16 protein-coding genes and 1 pseudogene are annotated in these 21,040 nt (G+C 72.2%); 5 read left to right on the plus strand and 12 right to left on the minus strand.

All coding sequences use genetic code 11. From position 1 onward, the window contains the following. Positions 1 to 4 precede the first annotated feature (4 nt). Positions 5 to 2,056 (minus strand): transketolase, encoded by a 2,052-nt coding sequence (gene tkt / locus ACZ6TD_RS11960; RefSeq protein WP_471353304.1) that lies wholly within the window; start codon positions 2,054 to 2,056, stop codon positions 5 to 7. A gap of 274 nt (positions 2,057 to 2,330) precedes the next feature. Here tkt and ACZ6TD_RS11965 point away from each other — a divergent pair, with 274 nt between their 5' ends. Continuing rightward, positions 2,331 to 3,005, plus strand: coding sequence for an HAD family hydrolase (locus ACZ6TD_RS11965; RefSeq protein ID WP_471353306.1), 675 nt, complete (start codon positions 2,331 to 2,333; stop codon positions 3,003 to 3,005). A 219-nt stretch (positions 3,006 to 3,224) separates the two neighbouring features. Further along, positions 3,225 to 4,832 carry a sensor histidine kinase gene (locus ACZ6TD_RS11970; protein WP_471353307.1) on the plus strand — a complete coding sequence of 536 codons (1,608 nt, stop codon included), beginning with the start codon at positions 3,225 to 3,227 and terminating at the stop codon, positions 4,830 to 4,832. 17 nt (positions 4,833 to 4,849) lie between these two features. Here ACZ6TD_RS11970 and ACZ6TD_RS11975 read toward each other — a convergent pair whose 3' ends face one another. Together ACZ6TD_RS11975 and ACZ6TD_RS11980 are read right to left on the minus strand one after the other, a co-directional pair. Next, positions 4,850 to 5,245 carry a VOC family protein gene (locus ACZ6TD_RS11975; protein WP_471353309.1) on the minus strand — a complete coding sequence of 132 codons (396 nt, stop codon included), beginning with the start codon at positions 5,243 to 5,245 and terminating at the stop codon, positions 4,850 to 4,852. 103 nt (positions 5,246 to 5,348) lie between these two features. Continuing rightward, positions 5,349 to 5,909: an NADPH-dependent FMN reductase gene (locus tag ACZ6TD_RS11980; protein ID WP_471353311.1), complete on the minus strand. Its 561-nt coding sequence runs from the start codon at positions 5,907 to 5,909 to the stop codon at positions 5,349 to 5,351. Between the two features lie 141 nt (positions 5,910 to 6,050). On the opposite strand from ACZ6TD_RS11980, the gene ACZ6TD_RS11985 reads away from it, so the two are divergent. Further along, on the plus strand, positions 6,051 to 7,046 hold the full coding sequence (locus ACZ6TD_RS11985) for a LacI family DNA-binding transcriptional regulator (protein ID WP_471353313.1): 996 nt from the start codon (positions 6,051 to 6,053) through the stop codon (positions 7,044 to 7,046). 21 nt (positions 7,047 to 7,067) lie between these two features. On the opposite strand, the gene ACZ6TD_RS11990 is transcribed toward ACZ6TD_RS11985, so the two are convergent. Further along, positions 7,068 to 7,949: a LysR family transcriptional regulator gene (locus ACZ6TD_RS11990; protein WP_471353314.1), complete on the minus strand. Its 882-nt coding sequence runs from the start codon at positions 7,947 to 7,949 to the stop codon at positions 7,068 to 7,070. Between the two features lie 80 nt (positions 7,950 to 8,029). Here ACZ6TD_RS11990 and ACZ6TD_RS11995 point away from each other — a divergent pair, with 80 nt between their 5' ends. Then, positions 8,030 to 9,007, plus strand: a complete 978-nt coding sequence (locus ACZ6TD_RS11995; RefSeq protein WP_471353316.1) for an EamA family transporter — start codon at positions 8,030 to 8,032, stop codon at positions 9,005 to 9,007. 138 nt (positions 9,008 to 9,145) lie between these two features. Here ACZ6TD_RS11995 and ACZ6TD_RS12000 read toward each other — a convergent pair whose 3' ends face one another. The 5 genes from ACZ6TD_RS12000 to ACZ6TD_RS12020 all read right to left on the minus strand — a co-directional run bounded on the left by ACZ6TD_RS12000 (position 9,146) and on the right by ACZ6TD_RS12020 (position 18,183). Then, a complete protein-coding gene (locus ACZ6TD_RS12000; protein WP_471353318.1) occupies positions 9,146 to 11,029 on the minus strand; it encodes an amidohydrolase in 1,884 nt (627 codons plus the stop codon). 160 nt (positions 11,030 to 11,189) lie between these two features. Then, positions 11,190 to 11,750, minus strand: coding sequence for a GNAT family N-acetyltransferase (locus tag ACZ6TD_RS12005; protein WP_471353320.1), 561 nt, complete (start codon positions 11,748 to 11,750; stop codon positions 11,190 to 11,192). A 341-nt stretch (positions 11,751 to 12,091) separates the two neighbouring features. Continuing rightward, positions 12,092 to 13,198, minus strand: a complete 1,107-nt coding sequence (locus tag ACZ6TD_RS12010; RefSeq protein WP_471353322.1) for an enolase C-terminal domain-like protein — start codon at positions 13,196 to 13,198, stop codon at positions 12,092 to 12,094. 37 nt (positions 13,199 to 13,235) lie between these two features. Beyond that, positions 13,236 to 16,361 (minus strand): FAD-binding and (Fe-S)-binding domain-containing protein, encoded by a 3,126-nt coding sequence (locus tag ACZ6TD_RS12015; protein WP_471353324.1) that lies wholly within the window; start codon positions 16,359 to 16,361, stop codon positions 13,236 to 13,238. Between the two features lie 19 nt (positions 16,362 to 16,380). After that, positions 16,381 to 18,183: a thiamine pyrophosphate-requiring protein gene (locus tag ACZ6TD_RS12020; protein ID WP_471353326.1), complete on the minus strand. Its 1,803-nt coding sequence runs from the start codon at positions 18,181 to 18,183 to the stop codon at positions 16,381 to 16,383. Between the two features lie 214 nt (positions 18,184 to 18,397). Here ACZ6TD_RS12020 and ACZ6TD_RS12025 point away from each other — a divergent pair, with 214 nt between their 5' ends. After that, positions 18,398 to 18,589, plus strand: a complete 192-nt coding sequence (locus ACZ6TD_RS12025) for a hypothetical protein (protein WP_471353328.1) — start codon at positions 18,398 to 18,400, stop codon at positions 18,587 to 18,589. On the opposite strand, the gene ACZ6TD_RS12030 is transcribed toward ACZ6TD_RS12025, so the two are convergent. The 3 genes and pseudogenes from ACZ6TD_RS12030 to ACZ6TD_RS12040 all read right to left on the minus strand — a co-directional run bounded on the left by ACZ6TD_RS12030 (position 18,566) and on the right by ACZ6TD_RS12040 (position 21,026). Beyond that, positions 18,566 to 19,327: a class I SAM-dependent methyltransferase gene (locus ACZ6TD_RS12030; protein WP_471357668.1), complete on the minus strand. Its 762-nt coding sequence runs from the start codon at positions 19,325 to 19,327 to the stop codon at positions 18,566 to 18,568. The two genes, ACZ6TD_RS12025 and ACZ6TD_RS12030, sit on opposite strands and share 24 nt — an antisense overlap. Positions 19,328 to 20,002: 675 nt before the next feature. Continuing rightward, positions 20,003 to 20,152: pseudogene (locus ACZ6TD_RS12035) on the minus strand (MerR family DNA-binding transcriptional regulator); the annotation flags it as partial. 64 nt (positions 20,153 to 20,216) lie between these two features. Continuing rightward, complete coding sequence (locus tag ACZ6TD_RS12040) at positions 20,217 to 21,026, minus strand: alpha/beta fold hydrolase (RefSeq protein ID WP_471353329.1); 810 nt, start codon at positions 21,024 to 21,026, stop codon at positions 20,217 to 20,219. Positions 21,027 to 21,040: the final 14 nt, after the last annotated feature.

Here is a 21,040-nt window from a genome sequence, read left to right on the forward strand (position 1 = left end):
CCGCTCAGCCCGAGGCCGCCACCAGGTCGCGCGCCACCTGGGCGACGCGCTCGGGGGTGAATCCGAACTTCGTGAGCAGTTGTTTGAGGGGGGCGGAGGCGCCGAAGGTGTGCATGCCGACGACGGCCCCGTCCGCGCCGACATACCGGTCCCAGCCGAACGTGGAGCCCTCCTCCACCGCGACCCTCCGCGTGACCGCGGGCGGCAGCACCTGGTCGCGGTACTCGCGCGGCTGACGGTCGAACAGCTCCCAGCACGGCATGCTCACCACCCGGGACGCGATGCCCTCGGCGGTCAGCTCCTCGTGTGCGGCCAGGGCGAGTGCCACCTCGGAGCCGGTGGCGAGCAGGATCACCTCGGGCTCGCCCCGGTCCGCGTCCGCCAGGACGTAGGCACCCCACGCGACACCGGTGGCCGCCCCGAGCCGAGTGCGGTCGAGGGTGGGCAGGGGCTGGCGGGAGAGGACCAGCGCGGCCGGCGCCCGGCGGAGGCCGGCGACCACCCGCCACGTTTCGGCGACCTCGTTCGCGTCGGCGGGGCGGAACACCAGCAGTCCGGGCGTGGCGCGCAGCCCCGCGAGCTGCTCGACGGGCTGGTGGGTGGGCCCGTCCTCGCCGACCCCGATGGAGTCGTGGGTGAAGATGTGCACGGTGGGGATCTCCATCAGCGCGGAGAGGCGAATGGCCGCCTTGGCGTAGTCGGAGAAGATCAGGAACCCGGACCAGTACGGACGGAGCTTCGTCAGCGCCATCCCATTGGCCACCGCGGCGGCCGCGTGCTCCCGGACGCCGAAGTGCAGATTGCGCCCGGCGCGGTCATACGGCTGGAAGTCGCCCGCACCGCCGAAGGTGAGGCGGGTCTTGGTCGACGGAGCCAGGTCGGCGGACCCGCCGAGCACCCAGGGCACCGACTTGGCCACCGCGTTCAGCACCTGGCCCGAGGAGTCGCGGCTGGCCAGGCCCTTCGGGTCGGCCGGGAAGGTGGGCAGCGCGGTCTCCCAGCCGTCCGGCAGCTCACGGCGCTGGATCCGCTCCAACTCGTCGGCGAGCTCGGGGTACGCGCCGCGGTAGGCGTCGAACGTCTTCTCCCAGTGGCTGCGCAACTGGCCGCCGCGTGCGCCGATGCCCCGTGCGAACCAGTCGGGCACACCGTCGGGGATGTGGAAGTCGGCGTCGGGTGGCAGGCCGAGGGCGCGCTTGGTGGCTTTGACCCCCTCCGGTCCGAACGGCGCCCCGTGTGCTTTCGGTGAGTCCTCGACCGGCGAGCCGTACCCGATGTGACTGTGGACGAGGATCAGGGTCGGGCGCGCGGCCTCGGCCCGGAAGGTGTGGAAGGCGAGGCCGATCCGGCCGAGGTCGCCTGCGTCGGCCACGGTGGTCACGTTCCAGCCGTAGGCCAGGAAGCGTGCGGCGAGGTCCTCGGTGAAGGTGATGTCGGTGTGGCCCTCGATGGTGACCCGGTTGGAGTCGTAGATCCAGCACAGGTTGGACAGCCGCAGATGTCCGGCGAGCGAGGCCGCCTCGGAGGAGACGCCCTCCATCATGCAGCCGTCCCCGGCGAGCGCGTACACATCGAAGTCGAAGAGCGTGAAGTCGTCGCGGTTGTACCTCGCCGCCAGCCACTGACCCGCGATCGCCATGCCGACGGAGGTGGCGACGCCCTGACCGAGCGGGCCGGTGGTCGCCTCGACGCCGCTCGTCCACCGGTACTCGGGGTGGCCGGGGCAGCGCGAGTCGAGCTGCCGGAAGGACTTCAGATCGTCGAGGGTCACCGCCGGACGGCCCAGCACCTCGTACTCGGGGTCGACCGTGCGCACGCCGGTCAGGTGCAGCAGCGACCAGAGCAGGGCGGAGGCATGGCCCTCGGAGAGCACGAAGCGGTCGCGGTTCGGCCAGATGGGATCGGCGGGGTCGAAGCGCAGAAACCGCTGCCACAGCGTGTACGCGACGGGCGCCATCCCCATGGGCGTTCCGGGGTGCCCGGAATTCGCCTTCTGGATCGCGTCCATGCACAGTCCGCGGATCGTGTTCACCGACAGCGTGTCCAGGTCGGTCATGGCGACGCCGCCCTCCGTGCGCTCGATGGATGTCTGCGAAGCCTCGCTGTGTGCCGGATCGGACGATCGTCGCGAGGACGTTATTGAAGCCTCGGCGGAGGTGGGTGGGTGTGGACGGCGCCGCGCGGCTCGGCCGCCCGGGTCCTGTTTCCCGGGTCGCTCCCCTTCCGTCTCCGTCATTTCCACGGCACCACCAACACCGCGGCCCCGCAACTGGCCGCCCCCGGTGCCACCGCGCAACCTGGAAGCAGGCGGAACCGGAGGAGACCGTGTGATGGCCGGACCGATAGCAGCGCTCTTCGACATCGACGAAACCCTGGTCCACACCGGAGGCTCGGGGGCCCGGAGTTGGGCCTGGGCCTTCGACCGGTTGCACGGCGTGGCCGCCGATATCGGTAAGCACACGTCGGCCGGGGAGACGGATCCGCAGGTCGGCCGGGAGACGTTCCGGGCCGTGCTCGGCCGCGAGCCCAGTCACGATGAGATGGCCCGCCTGTACGCCGCGTATCTGTGGCATCTCTCGGAGGACATCCGGACCTCGGAGGGGTATCGCGTCATGGACGGCGTCGAAGACACGCTGCGGCGGATCACGGACGCGGGGATCATCCTCGGGCTCATCTCCGGCGCGATGGAGGGCGCGGCCCGGATCAAGATGGAACCGGGCAGGCTGGGCCGCTATTTCGTGTTCGGCGCCTACGGCTCGGACTCCCCGGACCGGGCGGAGATCACCCGCCTGGCGATGGCCAAGGCCGCCCGGCTCCACGGGCGTGATCTGGGCCGCTCCGACGTCTACGTGGTCGGGGACACCCCCCGCGACATCGAGGCCGCGCGGGCGGCGAACGCGACCGCGGTGGGGGTCGCGAGCGGCCACTACTCCGCGGCGGAGCTGCGTGCCGCGGAGGCCGACCATGTGCTCACGTCGCTGACCGAGCCGTTCCCGCACACCTGAGAACGGCGTGAGAACGAGCGGGTCCGACCCCCGGCTCTGCCTTGTGCGGCGGCACCCTTCTCGCGGTCGTAGGCGGCCCGCACCTCCGGCACCGGTGTGGAGACACGGGCCATGTCGATGCTTTGATCTCTTCCTCGGACGGACGCGTTCGACCGCCGCGGAACGGAGGTGCGCATGGCAGGCAACGACGGACGAGTGCATGCCTTCCGGGGAGGCGCCATGAGGCTGTCCACCCGCATCGCGCTCGCGGTCGGCGTAAGCGTGCCGCTGCTGGTGCTGGCCTCCGGCTGGCTGCTGCTGCATCTGGTCGCCGATGACCTGCGCGCACACCAGAACTCCCAGTTGCGCGCTCGCGCCACGGTCGTCGCCAAGAACGCCAAGGCGTTCCTCGAGGTCGACGGGACCGACCGCCCGGTCATGGAGCAGGCCCGGCAGCGGCGGCTGGTCAACTCCGCGCGGGACGTGGGCGTCCGGCTGACCGCGCCCGGGGGCACGATCTCGGCCGGGCCGCAGCCCGATCCGTTCCCCTCGCTGCCCCGCAACGCCCCGAAGCCGGTCACCGTGACCTCCGGCGACACCGACTGGCTGGTCCTGTCGCTGCGTGTCGGTGCCGCGAAAGACGGCACCACGCCGAATCTGTGGCTGTTCTCGCCGGACACCGCCGAGGAGGAGCTGGCACTGGTGCGCCAACGGGTCGTGTTCGGGGCGCTGTTGGCCGCGCCCCTGGCCGGGGCCGCCACCTGGGCCATCGCGGCCCGGGCGGTCCTGCCGCTGCGGCGGCTGCAGCGCCGCACCAGCGGCCTGGACCCCCGGACCAGTGCCGTACGCCTGGAGCACACGCCGACCCGTATCGGCGAGGTCGACGACCTGGCGTACACGCTGCAGACCGTGCTGGCCCGCTACGACGAGCAGGTCGAACGCACCGGGGAGGCGCTGGCCACCGCCCGCGCGTTCGCCGCGACCGCGTCCCACGAGCTGCGCACCCCGCTGATGAGCATGCGCACCAACATCGACATCCTCGCCGACCACCCCGACCTGGACCCCGTGGACCGGGCGGAGGTGCTCGAGGACCTGGGGCGCGAACACACCCGGCTGCAGGGGCTGCTGGTGATGCTCAGGGCGCTCGCGCAGGGCGACCTGGTCGAGGCGGACGCGTTCGCGTCGCTGGACCTCGCGGAGGTGCTGGACGCGTCCGTCTCCGACCTGCGGCGCACCCGTCCGGACACCGAGGTGTCCGTGCGCGCCGCCCCGGGGCTGCTGGTGCACGGCTGGGAGGAGGGGCTGCGCTCGACGGTGGACAACCTGCTGACCAACGCCTGGACCCATGGCCGCGCCACCGACGGCACGGCCCACATCGAGGTGACCCTGCGCCACTCCGGCGACCCGCGACAGCCGGTCGCGGTGCTCACCGTGGACGACCACGGCCCCGGCATCCCACCCGAGCGCCGCGAGGAGGTCTTCCAGCGGTTCCGGCGCGGCCCGGACAGCCCCGGCTCCGGCCTCGGCCTGACCCTGGTCGCCCAGCAGATCACCCTGCACCGGGGCCGGATCACCGTACTGGACCGGCCCGACGGACGCCCCGGCACACGCTTCGAGGTGCGGCTGCCGGTCACCGGCGTCCGGGACGTGGAGAGCACCCTGCCGCTGCTCCGCCGGGACTGGCTGACCGGCCGCCCTCCGCCGACGACGACGCCCGGCACGCGGGAAGACACCCACCCGCGGGGCACCGGTGTCTCCGCGACGTCGCCGGACCAGATGATCGATTCCAAGGGATCGGCTGCGCGCGGACAGCCCGTCCTGCGCTCACTGACCGCCTACGACCACTGACCCTTGAGAGTGATCATCTAGTTGGACGGTGCCAGGGTGCGCACGACGTCGAACTCGTTGCCCTCGGGGTCGGCCATGACCACCCAGCTCCGGTCAGGGCCCTGGCCCACGTCCACCTTGGCGGCGCCAAGGCCAAGCAGCCTGGCCACCTCGTCGTCGGTACTGCCGTCGATCGGGCTGACGTCCAGGTGGAGCCGGTTCTTCACGGTCTTGCCCTCGGGCACCCGGATAAAGAGCAGGGTAGGCGGCATCTGGCGGGCCCGGACCTCCTCGACGGTCGGCTCCCAGGAGCCGATCTCGACCTTGCCCTCGCTCCAGTCGATCACCTTGAAGCCCAGGACCGCGCACCAGAAGGCCGCGAGCCGCTCCGGATCACGGCAGTCGACAACCAACTCAGTGAACCTACTGGTCAATTACTCCCCCAGACAGTGTGGACGGGGGCTCAGCCTATGGGACCGGGCAACCCGTCCGGCAGGTGCGGGATCGCTACGACCACCAACCCTTGGAATCGATCATCTAGGCGGCGCGGACGGTGGCGAGCGCGTCGCTCCAGCTGACGACCTGGTCGAGCAGGGTGTTCACGGCCTCGGTCTGGTGCTCGGCGGGGGTGAACCTGCTGAAGTCCTCGAAGTCGGTGAACAGGGACAGGGCGACCTGTGCGCGCACATCGGCCACCTGCAGTTCGGCCATGACCAGGCGCAGGTGCTCGACCGCGCGGGTGCCACCGGCGCTGCCGTAACCGACGAAGCCGGCGGCCTTGTTGTTCCACTCGGCGTACAGGAAGTCAATGGCGTTCTTCAGGGCACCGGAGGTGGAGTGGTTGTACTCGGGGGTGACGAACACATACCCGTCGAAGGAGCCGATCTTCTCCGCCCAGGTCCTGGTGTGCGGCTGCGAGTACTGGCCCAGCGACGGCGGGACCGCCTCGTCCAGGAGGGGGAGCCGGTAGTCGGCGATGTCGACGAGCTCGTACTCCGCGTCGGTGCGCTGCCGGGCGATGTCGACGACCCACCGGGCGACGGCTTCGCCGTTGCGGCCGGGGCGGGTGCTGCCGAGGATGATGGCGATCTTGGGCATGTGCGTACTCCTTTCCGTCCCGTGGCGCGTTCCCAGAGTCGGGCCCGTAACTCGTCCGGTTGGACCGCTGTCCCCCATCGCCCGCCCCCCCACGCACGACGTCAGCGGGTGACGCGGGGGCGGGAGCGTATTCTGCCGGGCGTGTCGAGGGTGACGATCGGGGATGTGGCACGGGCGGCGGAGGTGTCGACCGCGACGGTGTCCAACGTGCTCAACGGCACGGGCCGGGTCTCGGAGGCGACGCGGGCCCGGGTGAGGGCGGTGGCCGGTGCGCTCGGTTACGGCCCGGCGGGTAGCGGCGGGCGCACCCTGGGGCTCGCGGTGACCGCTTACGGGGACAGCGCGTGGGACTTCGCGAGCGTGCCGTACTTCGCCCAGGCCATCAGCGCGGCCACCGTCGCAGCCCATCGGCGTGGCTACGCGCTGACGGCGATGCCCGCGGGGCCGGCCGAGCACATGTGGCGCACCCTCCCGGCCGCCGGGGTGGTGGTACTGGACAGCCCGACCGGCGACCCCGTGGTGCGGGTGCTGCGCGCCCGCGGTCTGCCGCTGGTGTTCGACGGCCGGCCCGGCGATCTGCGGGCGCGGGAGACATGGGTCGACAACGATCACGAGGCCATGACCCGCCGTGTGCTGGAGCATCTGGCCGGGCAGGGCGCGGAGCGGATCGCGCTGATCGCCGGGCCCACCCAGGAGTACTACAGCCGCGCGAGCGCGAGCGCCTACCGGCGGTGGTGTGCGCGGGCCGGTGTGCGGCCGTGCGTGGTCCCGTTCGACGCGGACGATTCCACGGGACGGGGTCTGGACGCCCTGCTGACCGGCGAGTTCAGGGCGGACGCGGTGTTCGGCCTGTACGACCCGTGCGGCCGTCAGGTCCTGGCGGCGGCCGCGCGGTGCGGGCTCTCGGTGCCGGAGGACCTGATGGTGGTGTGCGGCAGCGAGGATCCGGCCTACGGGCGTACGGACCCGCCCATCTCGACGGTGTCGCTGGGCCCCGAGCAGGCCGGAACGGCGGCTGTCGACGCGCTGGTGAGCCTGGTGGAGGATCCGCCGCGCACACCGCCGCCCGTGGTGATCGGGACTCGTCTGGTGGTTCGTTCGTCCTCGATGCGGCGATCCCGCCGACAGGCATCGTGAGGGCGGGGCGGCCCGGGTACGTCAGGATTCCGTGGGCGTGATGTCCAGCGCCGTGAGGAAGGCCGTCGCCGCCGGTGTGCGGCTGAAGCGGCTCCAGATGACGTACTCGACGCGGGCCGGTGCGTCGGCGACCTCGATGGTGACGACGCCCGCGAGATGAGGCGCGTAGGCGGTGGGAAGCATCGCCACGCCGAGGCCCGGTCCGACGAGCCGGGCGATGAAGTCCGCGCTGGTCACTTCGAAGGCGACGTCACGGGTGAGCCCCGCGGCCTCGAAGGCCAGGTCGGACTGGGCGCGCCCGGCGGTCCCGGCCGGGAGGTCCACGAACACCTCGGTGGAGAGCCTGCGCAGGTCGACCTGTGATTCCTCGGCGAGGGGATGGTCCGGCGCGACCACGGCGACGAGCCGGTCGCGCGCGAGTTCATAACTGGCGACACCTTGGGGGCGGGCGGTGGTCGGCAGGCCGAGGAACGCCACGTCGAGGACGCCTTCCCTGACCTGCTCGACGAGGTCGTCGCTCGCGCCCACCCGCAAGCTGATGCGCACGTGCGGGTACCGCTCGCGGAAGTCGCGCAGCGCGCCCGGGATGTCGACCGCGGTGACGGTGGGGATCAGGCCCACGGCGAGCCGTCCGCGTACCTCCCCGACGGCCGCGGCGACCTCGGCGGCCGCGCGCTCGGCGGCGTCCAGGCACTGGCGGGCGGCCGGGAGGAAGGCCGCACCGGCCGGTGTCAGCCGCACCCGGCGGCTGGTGCGCTCGAAGAGTCTCGCGCCGAGTTCCTTTTCCAGCCGGGCGATTTGGTGGCTGAGTGCGGACTGGACGACCAGACACCGTTCCGCGGCGCGCGTGAAGCTGTTCGTCTCGGCGATGGCGACGACGTACCGCATCTGCTGAAGCTCCATGGATTCATCGTGGATCGAGATCGATGAGGTGACAAACATGTGTTGGACTCATCCACGACCCCGAAGTGAGACTTCGAGGCATGACACGGCACACCACACACGTGGTTTCCGGCGGGGCCGGCGGTGTCCGCCACGGAAACCTGCCACGCACCGCCCTGACGGCGCTCGCTCCCTCGGTGTGGGGCACGACGTATGTCGTCACCACCGAGCTGCTCCCCGAGGGCCACCCGCTCTTCGCGGGGTTCCTGCGCGCGTTGCCCGCCGGCCTGATCGCGCTGGCCCTCACCCGGACGCTGCCGCGCGGCGCCTGGTGGGGGAAGGCCGCGGCGCTCGGCGTGCTGAACATCGGGCTGTTCCTCCCGCTGCTGTTCGTCGCGGCCGAACGCCTGCCGGGTGGCGTGGCCGCCACCTTGGCGGCGGCCCAGCCGCTGGTCGTCGCCGTCCTGGCCGTCACCGTGCTCCATGAGCGCCTCTCGCTGTGGCGCCTCCTGTGGGGTGTGACGGGCGTCGTCGGCGTCGGGCTGGTGGTGATCGGGCCGAACGCGGCACTCGACACCGTCGGGGTCGTGGCGGGCCTCGCGGGCGCGGTCACGATGGCGCTCGGCGTGACGCTCACCAAGCGCTGGGGGCGCCCCGCCGGGGTCGGTGCCACCACCTTCGCCGGGTGGCAGCTCACGGCGGGAGGGCTCTTCCTGCTGCCCCTCACCTTCCTCGTCGAGGGGGCGCCTCCCGCGATCGACCTGCCCGCCGCCCTCGGCTACCTCTGGCTGGGGCTGGTCGGCGGTCTGATCACCTACGCCCTGTGGTTCCAGGGCATCACCAGCCTGCCCGTCGCCTCGGTCGCGGTTCTGGCCCTGCTCTCGCCGCTGGTGGCCGCCGTTCTCGGCGCCATCGTGCTGGACCAGACGCTCGGCCCGATCCAGCTCGTGGGATTCGCGCTCTCGCTCGCCGCGATCGTCGCGGGACAGCTTCCGCCACGCACCCGCGCACGCGCCCACCCCCAGCCACCCGAACACGACTCCGTCTCCGCCCCCACCCCGGAAGGGACACCTCGATGAAGATCGCCGTCGTCGCGGTGTTGCGCAACTGGATGTCTGCCGAGACCACTCGGCCGACTGGGGCCCCGCCCCAGACCCCGGCCTCCAGGGGCGCGGCCCCTGCCACGCGGCGGCTGGGCGAAGGACGGCGACGGCGGGTCAGCGGTGGCAACCGCAGGCGGCGTGCCGTCCGTGCACGGTGGCGAGGGAGGCGGGCCGGGCCGCCGGGAACGACGCGGCGGCCGCCTCGGCGCCGGGCTGGTCCGCGTCCCAGACGCGCCTGCCGCCCGCCAGCGTCAGGCGCACTTTCGTACCCGTGATGTCCTTGACCGGCACCCGGGTCACATCCCGGTCGAGCACGATCACATCGGCGGCCCGGCCCGGGGTGAGCACACCGGTCTCGTGGTCGATACGGAGCTGATGAGCCGAGCCCGCCGTGTGCATGCGCAGGCTGGTGGCGCGGCTGATGCCCTCCCGCTCCGGATACAGCGCCCCCTCCTCGCCCTGCCGGTCGACGGCGGTGCGGATCTGGTTGAAGGAGTCGAGCGGGTCCACCGGCCAGTCCGATCCCCCGGCCAACGCCGCGCCGTACCGCTCCAGGCTGCGCGCCGGATACATCAGCCGGTGGCGGTCCGGGCCGATGTAGGGCAGGAGGGCGTCCATCGTCCACACATTGCGCATCGCCCACTGGAGCTGCATGCAGGCGACCACGCCCAGCGGTGCGAAGCGCCGGTAGTCATCCGGGTGCACCAGTTGCAGATGGGCGATGGTGTGCCGGTTGCCACGGCGGCCGTTGGCGCGTACCGCCGCCTCGTAGCCGTCCAATGCGGTGCGCACCGCGCGGTCGCCGATCGCGTGCGCGTGCACCTGCCACCCGGCCCGGTCCAGTACGGTCGCCAGGCGCCCGTACTCGGTGGCGGTGACGTACAAGTCGCCCCGGTTGTCGGTGGGTTTGCCGTCGCCGTCGAGGTACGGCTCCAGCAGCGCGGCGGTCTGCGCGGGGTGCTCGATCACTCCGTCCAGGAAGACCTTCGCCGTCCCGAAGCACAGGCCCGGCACCTGTCCGTACGCCGTGCGCCGCTCGTTGACGTGGGCCAGCGCGGCCTTCGGGTCGCGGACGAGGTCGACGTCCAGGCGCAGCGCGGGAATCACCCGCTGCGGCAGCCGGTCCGAGGCGGCCAGATCGGCGTAGGCGCGGAGGCCGTCGGTCTCGGTGGCCGCGTCCATGTACGTGGTGATGCCGTTGGACGCCGCCTGGCGGAGGGCCTTCGCCGCGGCGGCCAGCGCCTCGTCCCTGTCCGGTGGCGGAATGACCGCGGCGACGATGTCCTGCGCGGTGTCCTTCAGCAACCCGGACGGTGCTCCGGCCGCGTCGTGGACGATACGGCCACCGGCCGGGTCCGGGGTGCTCGACGTGATCTTCGCCAGCTCCAGGGCCCGCTGGTTGACCCACGTGTTGTGGGCGTCCGAGCCCTTGAGCGCGATCGGCCGGCGGGTCGGCAGCGCGTCCAGGATGCGGTGGTGGGTCTCGGTCCCGGCCGGCAGGCCGACCGGGTTCCAGTCCTCCACCACCAGCCATCCGTCCGGTTCCTGGTCCTCGCTCGCGTTCAGGAAACCGGTGAGCTCCGCCTGGAGCGCGGCGACGGTGTAGCTCTCATTGCCCAGGGACGGGTTGAGCGAGCGCCACCCGGCCTCCAGGCAGTGGGCATGTGCGTCGATGATCCCCGCCATGACGGTGCCGCCGCGGGCGTCCACGAACTCCGTGTCCCTCCCGGCCAGACGCCGCACCACGGACGCCGGGCCGACCGCGAGGATCCTCCCGTCCCTTCCCACGGCGAGGGCCTCCTGCTGCGGCGCATACGGCAGCCCGGTCAGCACCCGCCCCCCGTGGATGATCGTCGCGGCCGAACGACGGGATCCGGACGGACGACGGCCGGGGGCCGCGAACGCGGCAGAGGGGGCCAAGCCGAGTGCGCCCGCGACACCCACCGCGCCCGCGGCCGACAGGAGGCGACGACGCGCCAGGTCAAGGCTCATGCTCATCTCCCTGAGTGTGATGCGGTGTGATGCGTCAGCCTTGGTGATTAAGCCCTTAAGCACCAGCCGCCCGGCACTGCCGATATGGCCCGTGGGCAAGGGTGTCCACAACGGATTCCGCAGCCATCTGCTCCGCCGGACGCACCGTTCCTCCCTCGACACGTGGCTACCGGCGCTGCTCCCAGGCGGTCCGGGTGAGTTCGTACTCGACTTCACCGTGTTCGGATCCCTCGATCGCCTCCGGCCACTCCTCGGTGAAGGTGCGGAGGAACGACAGGCCCGACTTCTCCATCACGCGCCGGGACCCGGTGTTCACGGCCATGGTGTTCGCGGTGACCCGTTCCACGCCGAGGTCGGTGAAGCCCTTGTGGATCAGGGCCCGGGATCCCTCCGTGGCGTAGCCCTTGCCCCAGGCGGCCTTGTTCAGGCGGTAGCCGAGCTCCACCACGGCGGGGCTGTGGTCGTCCAGGGGGCGGAACTCGAACCAGCCCAGGAAGGTTCCGGTGGCCTTCTCCTCGGCGGCCCAGTAGCAGCGGGTCCCGAGGCCCGGGTGGTCGTGGAGGAACCGTGGCAGGGTCTTCGTGCGGATCGTCTCCCGGCTCGTCGGCTTGCCGCCGGTGAGGAAGCGCATGACGTCGGGGTCGTTGTCGAGCGCGAAGAGGTGGTCGGCGTCGGCGTCGGTGAACGGGCGCAACACGAGCCGTTCGGTTTCCAGGAAGACATGCATGCCGCGATCTTCACCACCGGACGTCCGGGCCCGCCACCGGATATTCCAGAGCCGGGGCTCTGCCCCGGACCCCGCTCCTCAATCTCCCCCAGCTACCGCTGGGAGGTGCCCCCTGGACGGGCTGAGATCAGCCCGTCCGGCGATTGAGGACACGCCCGAAGGGCGTCCGGGGTCCAGGGGCGGAGCCCCATGGTTCGGGAAGGGGCGGGTAGGGGAAAGCCCGCCGCAGGCGCGACCGCGGTCAGCCGACCATCGCCCACGCCTCCGCGGAGAGCGAGGGCGCCGCAGCGGGCCGAAGGCGGCCGGGGGCGATGGCGTACGAGGTCCGGCCGCCGTACGGCTCAGGCCACCCGATACGGCCGCGCCCGCTCGCTGTTCAGCGTGAGCCCCAGCCCGGGCGCTCCGTCGTGGCCCGGGGTGACGCTGCCACCGTCGGGCGCGAGGGCGCCGTCGAACAGGAGGCGCTCGACGCGCACATGGTCGTGGAACCACTCCAGGTGGCGCAGGTTGGGCACGGACGCGGCGGCGTGGGCGTGGGCGTGTGGGGCGCAGTGGCCGGAGATCTCGAGACCCTGGCCGTGGGCGAGGGCGGCGGCGCGCAGCCAGACGGTGATGCCGCCGCAGCGGGTGACATCGGCCTGGAGGCAGTCCACGGCACCGGCGGCGAGCATGTGCGCGAAGTAGGGCAGGGTGTAGCCGTATTCACCGGCCGTGACCTCCACCGGGACCCGGTCGCGGACGGTGGCGAGGGTGGTGAGGTGGTCGGAGGAGACGGGTTCCTCGAACCAGGTCACACCGTGGTCGGCGAGCGTGTCGGCGATGCGGATGGCTTGTTTGGCGTCGTAGGCGCCGTTGGCGTCCACGTACAGGGCGGTGGTGTCGCCGATGCTCGTACGGGCCTCGGCGACGCGTTTCCGGTCGCGTTCCTCGTACCGCCCCCAGGACTCCCCGATCTTGATTTTGACGCGGGGAATGCCCTCTTCCTCGGTCCAGCCGCGCAGTTGCCGGTCCTGGCGCTCGGCGTCGTACGTGGTGAAGCCGCCGCTGCCGTACACCGGTACCTCGTCCCGCGCCCTGCCCAGGAGGTGGACGAGGGGCAGGTCGAGCAGGCGGGCCTTGCAGTCCCACAGGGCGATGTCCACGGCGGCGATGGCCTGGGCGGCCACACCGGGCAGTCCGGCGTTGCGCACGGCGCGGTGCATGGCCTCGTTCGCGCGGGGCACATCGAGGGCCGGGGTGCCGGTGACCACGTCGGCGAGCAGATCGTCGATGACCAGGGCGGTGGCGGCCGGGGCATAGGTGTAGCCGAGCCCGGTGACCTGGCCGCACCGGACGGTGGCGAGGACGAGGGTGGTGCTGTCCCAGCCGAGGGTGCCGTCGGCCTCGGGGGCGTCGGTGGGCACCGTGTAGACGGCGCTGTCCACCCCGTCCACGACGTGCTCGCCCACGCCTCCTGCCACCACGCCACCCGTCACCACCGTGCGGTCACCTTCCCCCGCGGCGCGTGCGTCGCGAGGCGGCGCGGCCGACCCCCGCCGCGGCCCCCGCCACGGCCGTCGCCGTGAGGGCGGCGGCACCGGCGGTGGTCGCCCAGCGGGCCGCGCGCGAGGGCGGGGCCACGCGCTGTGCCAGGCGTTCGGGCCGCTCGCTGGGCAGGGTGGTGTCGAGGCCCAGGGCCAGTGCCTCGGCCAGGTGGAGGGCCCTGCGGCCGGTGTCGCCCTCCTCGATCTGGGTTCGGCAGCTGAAGCCGTCCGCGAGCAGCAGGCTGCCGGGGGCGGCCGCGCGCACGGCGGGCAGGACGCCCTGTTCCGCGACGGCCATCGAGACCTCGTGGTGGCCGCGTTCGAAGCCGAAGTTGCCGGCCAGTCCGCAGCAGCCCTCGTCGAGGACGTCGGTGACGAGGTGGGCGCGGCGCATCAGTTCCCGGTCCGCGTCGTCCTTCATGATCGCGTGCTGGTGGCAGTGGGTCTGGACGACGGCCTGCCGGCCGAGCGCGGGTGGCCGCCAGCCGTCGGGGGCGTGGTGGACGAGGTGTTCGGCGAAGGTGCGGAACTGCCCGGCCAGCCGCGCCACGTCCTGGTCGGCGGGCATCAGTTCGGGTGCGTCGGCCCGGAACACCGCGGTGCAGGAGGGTTCGAGGCCGATGATCGGGGTGCCCGCCTCGAGGTACGGCCGCAGCACCCGCAGGGTACGCCGCACCACCCGTTTCGCCGTGGCCAGTTGCCCGGTGGAGATCCAGGTCAGACCGCAGCACACGGGCTCGGTCGGTACGGCGACCCGGAAGCCGGCGTCCTCCAGCACCCGGACGGCCGAGATGGCGACCGAGGGGTGGAAGTAGGTGCTGAAGGTGTCGGGCCACACCACCACGGTCCGCGGGTCGGCCGGGTCCGGCTCCTCGGCGGCGCGGGCGCGCCACCACTGGAGGAAGGACCGCGGGGCGAACACGGGCGCCTGGCGTGCGCCGTCCACACCGGCCAGCCGCTTGCCGAGAGCGGCCACACCCGGCGCCCGGGCCACGGTGTTGACCAGCGAGGGCGCGATACGGGACAGCCGGGCCCACACCGGAAGCCAGCCCATGGAGTAGTGCGCCGCCGGGCGCGGGCGGCCCGCGTAGTGGTGGGCGAGGAACTCGGCCTTGAGCGTCGCCATGTCGACACCGGTCGGGCAGTCGGACTTGCAGCCCTTGCAGGCCAGGCACAGGTCCAGGGCGTCACGGACCTCGGTCGAGCGCCAGCCGTCGGTGACGGCGGAGTCCGGGTGGCCGCTCAGCATCTCGAACAGCAGCCGGGCCCGGCCGCGGGTGGAGTGTTCTTCCTCGTTGGTGGCCCGGTACGAGGGGCACATCACGTCGCCGTGGTGGCCACGGCAGTTGCCGATGCCGACACAGCGCATGACCGCGCGGGTGAAGGAGTGCTCGTCGTCGGGGTAGCCGAAGTGGGTGTCGGGGGTGGCCGGCCGCCACCCCGGACCCAGGCGTAGCTGACCGTCGACCGGATTCGGGCCGGTGGCCATGTGCTGGCCGGTGGCCGTGTCCGGGCCGGTGGCCTTGCCCGGGCTCGGGCCGGTGACCTTGCCGGGGTTCATCCGGTTCTCCGGGTCGAACAGGGCCTTCACCTCGCCGAACGCGGTCACCAGCCGCTCGCCGAACATCCGGGTGAGCAGCTCGCCCCGCGCCTGGCCGTCCCCGTGCTCGCCGGACAGCGAGCCCCCGTACGAGACCACCAGGTCGGCGGCGCGTTCCACGAAGCGGCGGAAGTCGGCCACGCCGTCGGCCGTCTTCAGCCCGAACGGGATGCGGGTGTGCACACAGCCCTGCCCGAAGTGGCCGTACAGCGTGGGATGGTCGTAGCCGAACTCCGCGAACAGCCCCTTCAGATCGCGCAGATAGTCCCCCAGGCGCTCGGGCGGGACGGCGGAGTCCTCCCAGCCCTCCCAGGTCTCCCGGTCGTCCGGCGGGCGCGCGGTCACCCCGAGGCCCGCCTCGCGGGCCCTGAGCATCCGCTGCTCGCGCCGGGGGTCGTCGGAGAAGGCCACCGTGGCGTCCTTCTCGTCCCGCCCCACCGCGCGCAGCAGCGCGTACGCCTGCTCGTCGACCTCCTCCTGGGTGTCCCCGCCGAACTGCACCATCAGCCAACTGCCGCCCTCGGGAAGGGAGTTGAGGGATTCGAGGTAGGCCCGCTCCTCGCGCATGAGCTGCGCCATCCGCCCGTCGAGGGCCTCCAGTTCGCCGGGGGTGCAGTGCTCCAGGAGCCGGGGCACATCGTCGGCGGCGGTGCAGATGTCCTCGTAGCCGAGCACCAGCAGCGACTGGTACGGGGGCACGGGCACCAAGTCCACTTCGGCGCGCACCACCGTCACCAGGGTGCCCTCGCTGCCCACCAGGGCCCGGGCCACGTCGAAGCCGTTCTCCGGCAGCAGCGAGTCCAGGTTGTAGCCGGAGACCCGGCGCGGAATCTTCGGGTAGCCGCGCCGGATGTCCGCGAGGTACTCGCCGACGACGCGGTCCAGCCCGTCGTAGATCTCGGCCCGGCGGCCGCCCTCCGCCGCGATCCGCGCCCGCTCGGCCTTGGACGTCGGCCCCACCCACATGCGCACGCCGTCGTAGGTGAGGACCTCCAGGCGGCGCACGTTGTCCACGGTCTTGCCGTACGCCTGCGCCGACGCGCCGCACGAGTTGTTGCCGATCATCCCGCCCAGCGCACAGTGGCTGTGCGTGGACGGCTTCGGCCCGAACTGCAGCTTGTGGTCGGCGAGTTGGCGGTTGAGCTCGTCAAGGACCAACCCCGGCTCCACCACACAGGTGCGCGCCTCGGGATCCACCGAGACCAGGGCGTGGCAGTACTTGCTCCAGTCGATCACCACGGCGGTGTTCGTGCACTGACCGGCCAGACTGGTGCCGCCGCCCCGTGACAGGACGGGCGCGCCGAAACGGGCGCACACCTCCACCGCCCGCGCCCCTGCCTCCACGTCGCGCGGGACGACGACGCCGATGGGCACCTGGCGGTAGTTGGAGCCGTCCGTGGCGTACGCGCCCCGGCTGCCCGCGTCAAACCTGACCTCGGCGTCCACCTCCGCACGCAGTGCGCCCTCCAGTCCGCTCGCGGTCCGCATCGTGCGCTTCTCCCCTCCGTCAGGCGTGCCCGCGCCCCGGCAGGCGCTCGGCGTACTGGGCGACCTTCTGCCGGATGCCCCGGTGGGCGATCCCGGCCAGCTCGGGGTCGTGCAGCGCGGCCTTCACGGTCTTCTTCGCCATGGGGACCATGAGGTGGGGCGGGATCGGGGCGATCTCCTGGTCGACCGTGAACTCCAGGACGACCGGGCGGTCGCCGGCCAGCGCCTCGTCCCAGGCCCTGCCGACCTTCTTCGGGGACTCGCAGCGGATGCCCCGCAGCCCCAGCAGCTCGGCGTACGCCCCGTAAGGGATGTCGGGGATGGTCTGGGAGGCGGGGTACTTCGGGTCCCCGGCCATGGCGCGCTGCTCCCAGGTGACCTGGTTGAGGTCCTGGTTGTTGAAGACGCAGAAGACGAGCGGCGGGCCGCCCGCCAGCCGGTCCATATAGCGCTTGACGGTGATCATCTCGTTCATGCCGTTCATCTGGAAGGCGCCGTCGCCCACGAAGGCGATCACCGGGCGGGTGGGGTACGCGAAGCGCGCCGCGATCGCGTACGGCACCCCGGGGCCCATGGTGGCCAGCGTGCCGGACAGCGAGGCGTCCATTCCGTCGCGCAGCTTCAGATGGCGCGCCCACCAGTTCGTGGCCGATCCGGAGTCGGCGGTGAGGATCGCCCGGTCCGGCAGCCGCGAGGAGAGCTCAGCGGCCACCGACTGGGGGTTGATGGTGTCCTCGAAGTGCTGGCCGGCCCAGGTGTCGCAGATGGTGAGCCACTCCTGCACATCCTTCTCGATCTTCTTCCGCCAGTTCCGCTTCTCCTTGCGCCGCAGCAGCGGGAGGAGCGCCTTGAGGGTCTCCTTCGCATCCCCCACCAGATGGGCGTCCATGGGGTAGCGCATGCCGATCATGCGGCCGTCGATGTCGATCTCGACGCCTCGGGCCTGCCCCTCGTCCGGCAGCCACTCCGAGTACGGAAAGCTGGTGCCGATCAGGAAGAGGGTGTCGCACTCCTTGATCATCTTGTCGCTTGCGGTGCTGCCCAGCAGACCGATCGGCCCGGTCACATAGGGCAGGTCGTCGGGGAGGACATCCCGGCCCAGCAGTGCCTTGGCCACTCCGGCGCCCAGCAGCTCCGCCACTCCGACGACCTCGCCCGCGGCATCGGCAGCCCCCTGGCCGACGAGGATGGCGACCCTCTCGCCCTCGTTGAGGACATCGGCGGCGCGGCGGAGCTCATCGGGGTCGGGCAGGACGCGGGGGCGGCTCCAGCCCACGCTGGAGAACACCGATCCGTGTGCTTTGGGCGGGGAGGGCTGGGCGTCCTTCTCCTGGATGTCGTTGGGGATCACGATGGTCGCCACGCCGCGGGTGGTCAGCGCGGTCTTGAAGGCCCGGTCGATGACATGCCGCGCCTGGCCGGGGTGGGTGACCATCTCGCAGTACTCGGAGACGTCGGCGAACAGCCGGTCCAAGTGGATCTCCTGCTGGTAGTGGGTGCCGAGGCTGAGCCGCTTCTGCTGGCCCACGATGGCCACCACCGGCTGGTGGTCCAGTTTGGCGTCGTACAGGCCGTTGAGCAGATGGACGGCGCCGGGCCCCGAGGTGGCGGCGCAGACTCCGACCTCGCCGGTGAACTTGGCGTGGCCGCAGGCCATGAACGCGGCCATCTCCTCGTGCCGGACCTGGATGAACTCAGGGTCGCCCTTGGCGCGGTCGAACGCCCCGAGCAGACCGTTGATCCCATCCCCCGGATAGCCGAAGACCCGCTGCACCCCCCACTCCCGCAGCCGAGCCAGCACGAAATCCGATACCTGAGCCACGGCACCTCCTCGGTAGCGCTGCACGAAGCACCTCCCAGGAGTAGCCGTCGACCGGGCCGGTAAACCTGGCGCATGGCCCGCGGCCGGCCGGGGCACCCGGGCGCTGGTCGGCACGTACGCATGCGACGGCCGCCCGGGCACGCACGGCCCGCCTGGACACTGGGCACGCAGGCCCGCCCGGAAATGCGACGACCCGCCGAGGGAGGACACGATCATGAGCGGAGAGAAGAAGGGCGCCCGGACCGCGGCCGAGGAGATCGAGGCGGAGATCGCCGAGGCGGAGACACGGGTGACCGACGACGAGGAGGACAGCCATTACGGCGAGTCGGGGGACGCGATCACGCCCAATGTCGACGCCCAGGAGGAGAGCCAGGGCGAGAGCTCAGGGACGGGCGGCCACCAGTAGGTCCACCAGATAGGTCTCCTCCACCCTCTCGTCCGGGAAGAGCTCGCGCAGACGACCGCGCTCGTCGGCGAGGAACGCCTGGGTGGCGGCCTCGCCGAGGACGAGGAACGCCGAGTGACTGGTGATGTTGGCCAGGTGGGTGTCGAGGGGGACGACACGGCTCCAGCGCACCTGGCGGCGGGTGACGCGGAGACCGGAGAGGCCCGCGAGCCGGGCGGCGCGGCTGTCGTCGGGACGCCCCTGAGGGGCCGACTCCACACCGGAGTGGGCCGCGACGCGCTCGGCCTGGGCGGCGATCCACGGCACGTCGAAGGCGGTGGTGTTCCACCAGACCGCCAGCGCGCCACCCGGGCGCAGCACGCGCAGCGCCTCCGGAACGGACCGGTCGGTGTCGGTCCAGTGCCAGGACTGCGCATACGTGATCAGGTCGCGGGAGGCGTCGGCGAGCGGCAGGGCGTTGCCGTCGCCCCGGACGATCGGCGCGCCCGGAAGCGTCCGGCGGAACTGGGCCGCCATGCCCGCGCCCGGCTCGACGGCGATCACATCGGCGCCGCGCTCGCGCAGGAGGGCGGTGGCGATTCCGGTGCCCGCGCCGACGTCGGCGACGCGGGCGCCCGCGAGGGGGCGTCCGGCGAGCTCCTCGACGGCGTCGAAGAGGGCGGGCGGGTAGGAGGGGCGGTTCGCGGCGTACTGGGCGGCGGCCGCGTTGAAGGAATGGGCACGCGAGGTGGCGGTCATGCGCCCATCCTCACCCGTTCGGCTCCTCCTGCCGAGCCCCCGTGTTCCGGCCGCGTCCCGGCCGACGCGCCCGACCTTGGTCCAGCCGGTCCAGCCCCGCCGCCTCAGCAGCTCGATCAGCCGGCGGGCCGACGGCATGGTGTCGAACACCAGGGTGTCCATCACCCTGACCAGCGGCGGCTCGATCTCGGCATCGTCGATGTAGTCCTCGCCCCGCTCCTCGGCCATCCGCGTGAGGTAGGCGGCCAACTCGTCGGCCAGCTCGTCCAGCCGTGGGTCGTCGTCGGCGTGGTCGAGCGCCCGGCCCAGGGTGCGGTAGAAACCGATGAACCGCGGGTCGGCGATCTGCTCCCGCTTGCGTGCCATCCACTCCGGGACCCGCTCGGGTGCGTGCGCGGCCAGCGGGATCCAGCCGTCGCGTTCCACCTGGACGATCCGCTCGTCGACCCCGAGCGCCCGCAGCCGGTCGAGGAACTCGACCACCTCCGGGGGCAGCGCCAGGCCGTCCCCGGCGGCCAGGCGGGCGATCCGCTCACGGTGCCGCTGCCGGTCCCGGATCTCCGCCCGCAGCCGCTGGTCGATCTCCTCGACCGCCGCCGCGAACTCCTCCTCACCGGCCCGGAGCAGCTCCCGTACGCGCGCCAGCGGAACCCCGGCCTCGGCGAGGGTCCGGATCCTGATCAGCTCGACGACGGCGTCGGCGCCGTACCGCCGATAGCCGGAGCGGTCCCGCTCCGGCTCCGGGAGCAGCCCCTTGGCGTGGTAGTGCCGCACCGCGCGCACCGTCACTCCGGCGTACGACGCCAGCTCGCCGATGGTCAGCATCGGACCAGTCTCCTGTCTCCTGTCTCCTGGGAGTCGCCCACATCGCCCACATCGCTCACATCGCTCACGAGGTCGGCCCGTCGGCCGGGTGGCGCCGGATGATCTGCGCGATCTCCCGGGCGTGGGTGAAGACCAGCCGGTGGCCGGTGTCGAGCCAGGTCGCGGAGGTGTCCGGCCGTTCGCGCACGAGCCGGTCGATGCCCGCGCGCCAGAGCCGGTTGTGCCGGGGCGCACGCCCTTCGGTGCTGTCGCCGGCGATCGCGGCCGACATGATCATGTGGATCGGACGGTCGATCTTCCGGTACCGGTCGAGGATTCCGGCCCGCACCACATCCATCTCCACCTGCAGATCGAGGATGTCCCGAGGGCTGAGCAGCACCTGACGCGCGGTGCCCCTGGCCCGCTCGATCTCCCGCCACATGGCCGGGTCCTCCGCCATCGCGCGGAACTCCGGCAGGTCGGCGTCGGTGATGAACGGTTCGGGCAGCGGGTTCGCCCCGTCGATGAGAACCAGCCCGGCGACGGCGTCAGGGCACTCCGAGGCGTAGTGCACGGCCAGGTCCGCGCCCAGCGAGTAGCCCACGAGCACGGGCGGCGAGGGCAGACCGAGGCGTCCCGACTCCGCCAGCACGGCGAAGAGATCGCTCCGGAACGCGTCGAAGCAGTACCGGTCGGCGGCGGAGGCGAGGCCATGGCCCCGGAGGTCGAAGGTCACCACGTCGTGGTCGCGCCGCAGGAGCTCGATCAGCTCGCGCAGGTCGGCCCGGGTGGAGTTGAGGCCGGGGCACAGGACCAGCGGTCGTCCCCGGCCGCCGCGGGACACCGGGATCGTGACACCGTCGTGGTGGACCGTGAAGTGCTGCGTCGTCGTCATGCCGACCATGCTGC

Source organism: Streptomyces yongxingensis, assembly GCF_055597465.1.

What these genes read in the sequence shown, in the direction of transcription:
- ACZ6TD_RS11990 (WP_471353314.1), bottom strand. Translation starts at nt 7,949, where the DNA reads ATGGAGCTTCAGCAGATGCGGTACGTCGTCGCCATCGCCGAGACGAAC.
- ACZ6TD_RS11980 (WP_471353311.1), bottom strand. Translation starts at nt 5,909, where the DNA reads ATGCCCAAGATCGCCATCATCCTCGGCAGCACCCGCCCCGGCCGCAAC.
- tkt (WP_471353304.1), bottom strand. Translation starts at nt 2,056, where the DNA reads ATGACCGACCTGGACACGCTGTCGGTGAACACGATCCGCGGACTGTGC.
- ACZ6TD_RS12030 (WP_471357668.1), bottom strand. Translation starts at nt 19,327, where the DNA reads ATGACCGCCACCTCGCGTGCCCATTCCTTCAACGCGGCCGCCGCCCAG.
- ACZ6TD_RS12040 (WP_471353329.1), bottom strand. Translation starts at nt 21,026, where the DNA reads ATGACGACGACGCAGCACTTCACGGTCCACCACGACGGTGTCACGATC.
- ACZ6TD_RS12005 (WP_471353320.1), bottom strand. Translation starts at nt 11,750, where the DNA reads ATGCATGTCTTCCTGGAAACCGAACGGCTCGTGTTGCGCCCGTTCACC.
- ACZ6TD_RS11995 (WP_471353316.1), top strand. Translation starts at nt 8,030, where the DNA reads ATGACACGGCACACCACACACGTGGTTTCCGGCGGGGCCGGCGGTGTC.
- ACZ6TD_RS12000 (WP_471353318.1), bottom strand. Translation starts at nt 11,029, where the DNA reads ATGAGCATGAGCCTTGACCTGGCGCGTCGTCGCCTCCTGTCGGCCGCG.
- ACZ6TD_RS11965 (WP_471353306.1), top strand. Translation starts at nt 2,331, where the DNA reads ATGGCCGGACCGATAGCAGCGCTCTTCGACATCGACGAAACCCTGGTC.
- ACZ6TD_RS11970 (WP_471353307.1), top strand. Translation starts at nt 3,225, where the DNA reads ATGAGGCTGTCCACCCGCATCGCGCTCGCGGTCGGCGTAAGCGTGCCG.
- ACZ6TD_RS12015 (WP_471353324.1), bottom strand. Translation starts at nt 16,361, where the DNA reads ATGCGGACCGCGAGCGGACTGGAGGGCGCACTGCGTGCGGAGGTGGAC.
- ACZ6TD_RS12025 (WP_471353328.1), top strand. Translation starts at nt 18,398, where the DNA reads ATGAGCGGAGAGAAGAAGGGCGCCCGGACCGCGGCCGAGGAGATCGAG.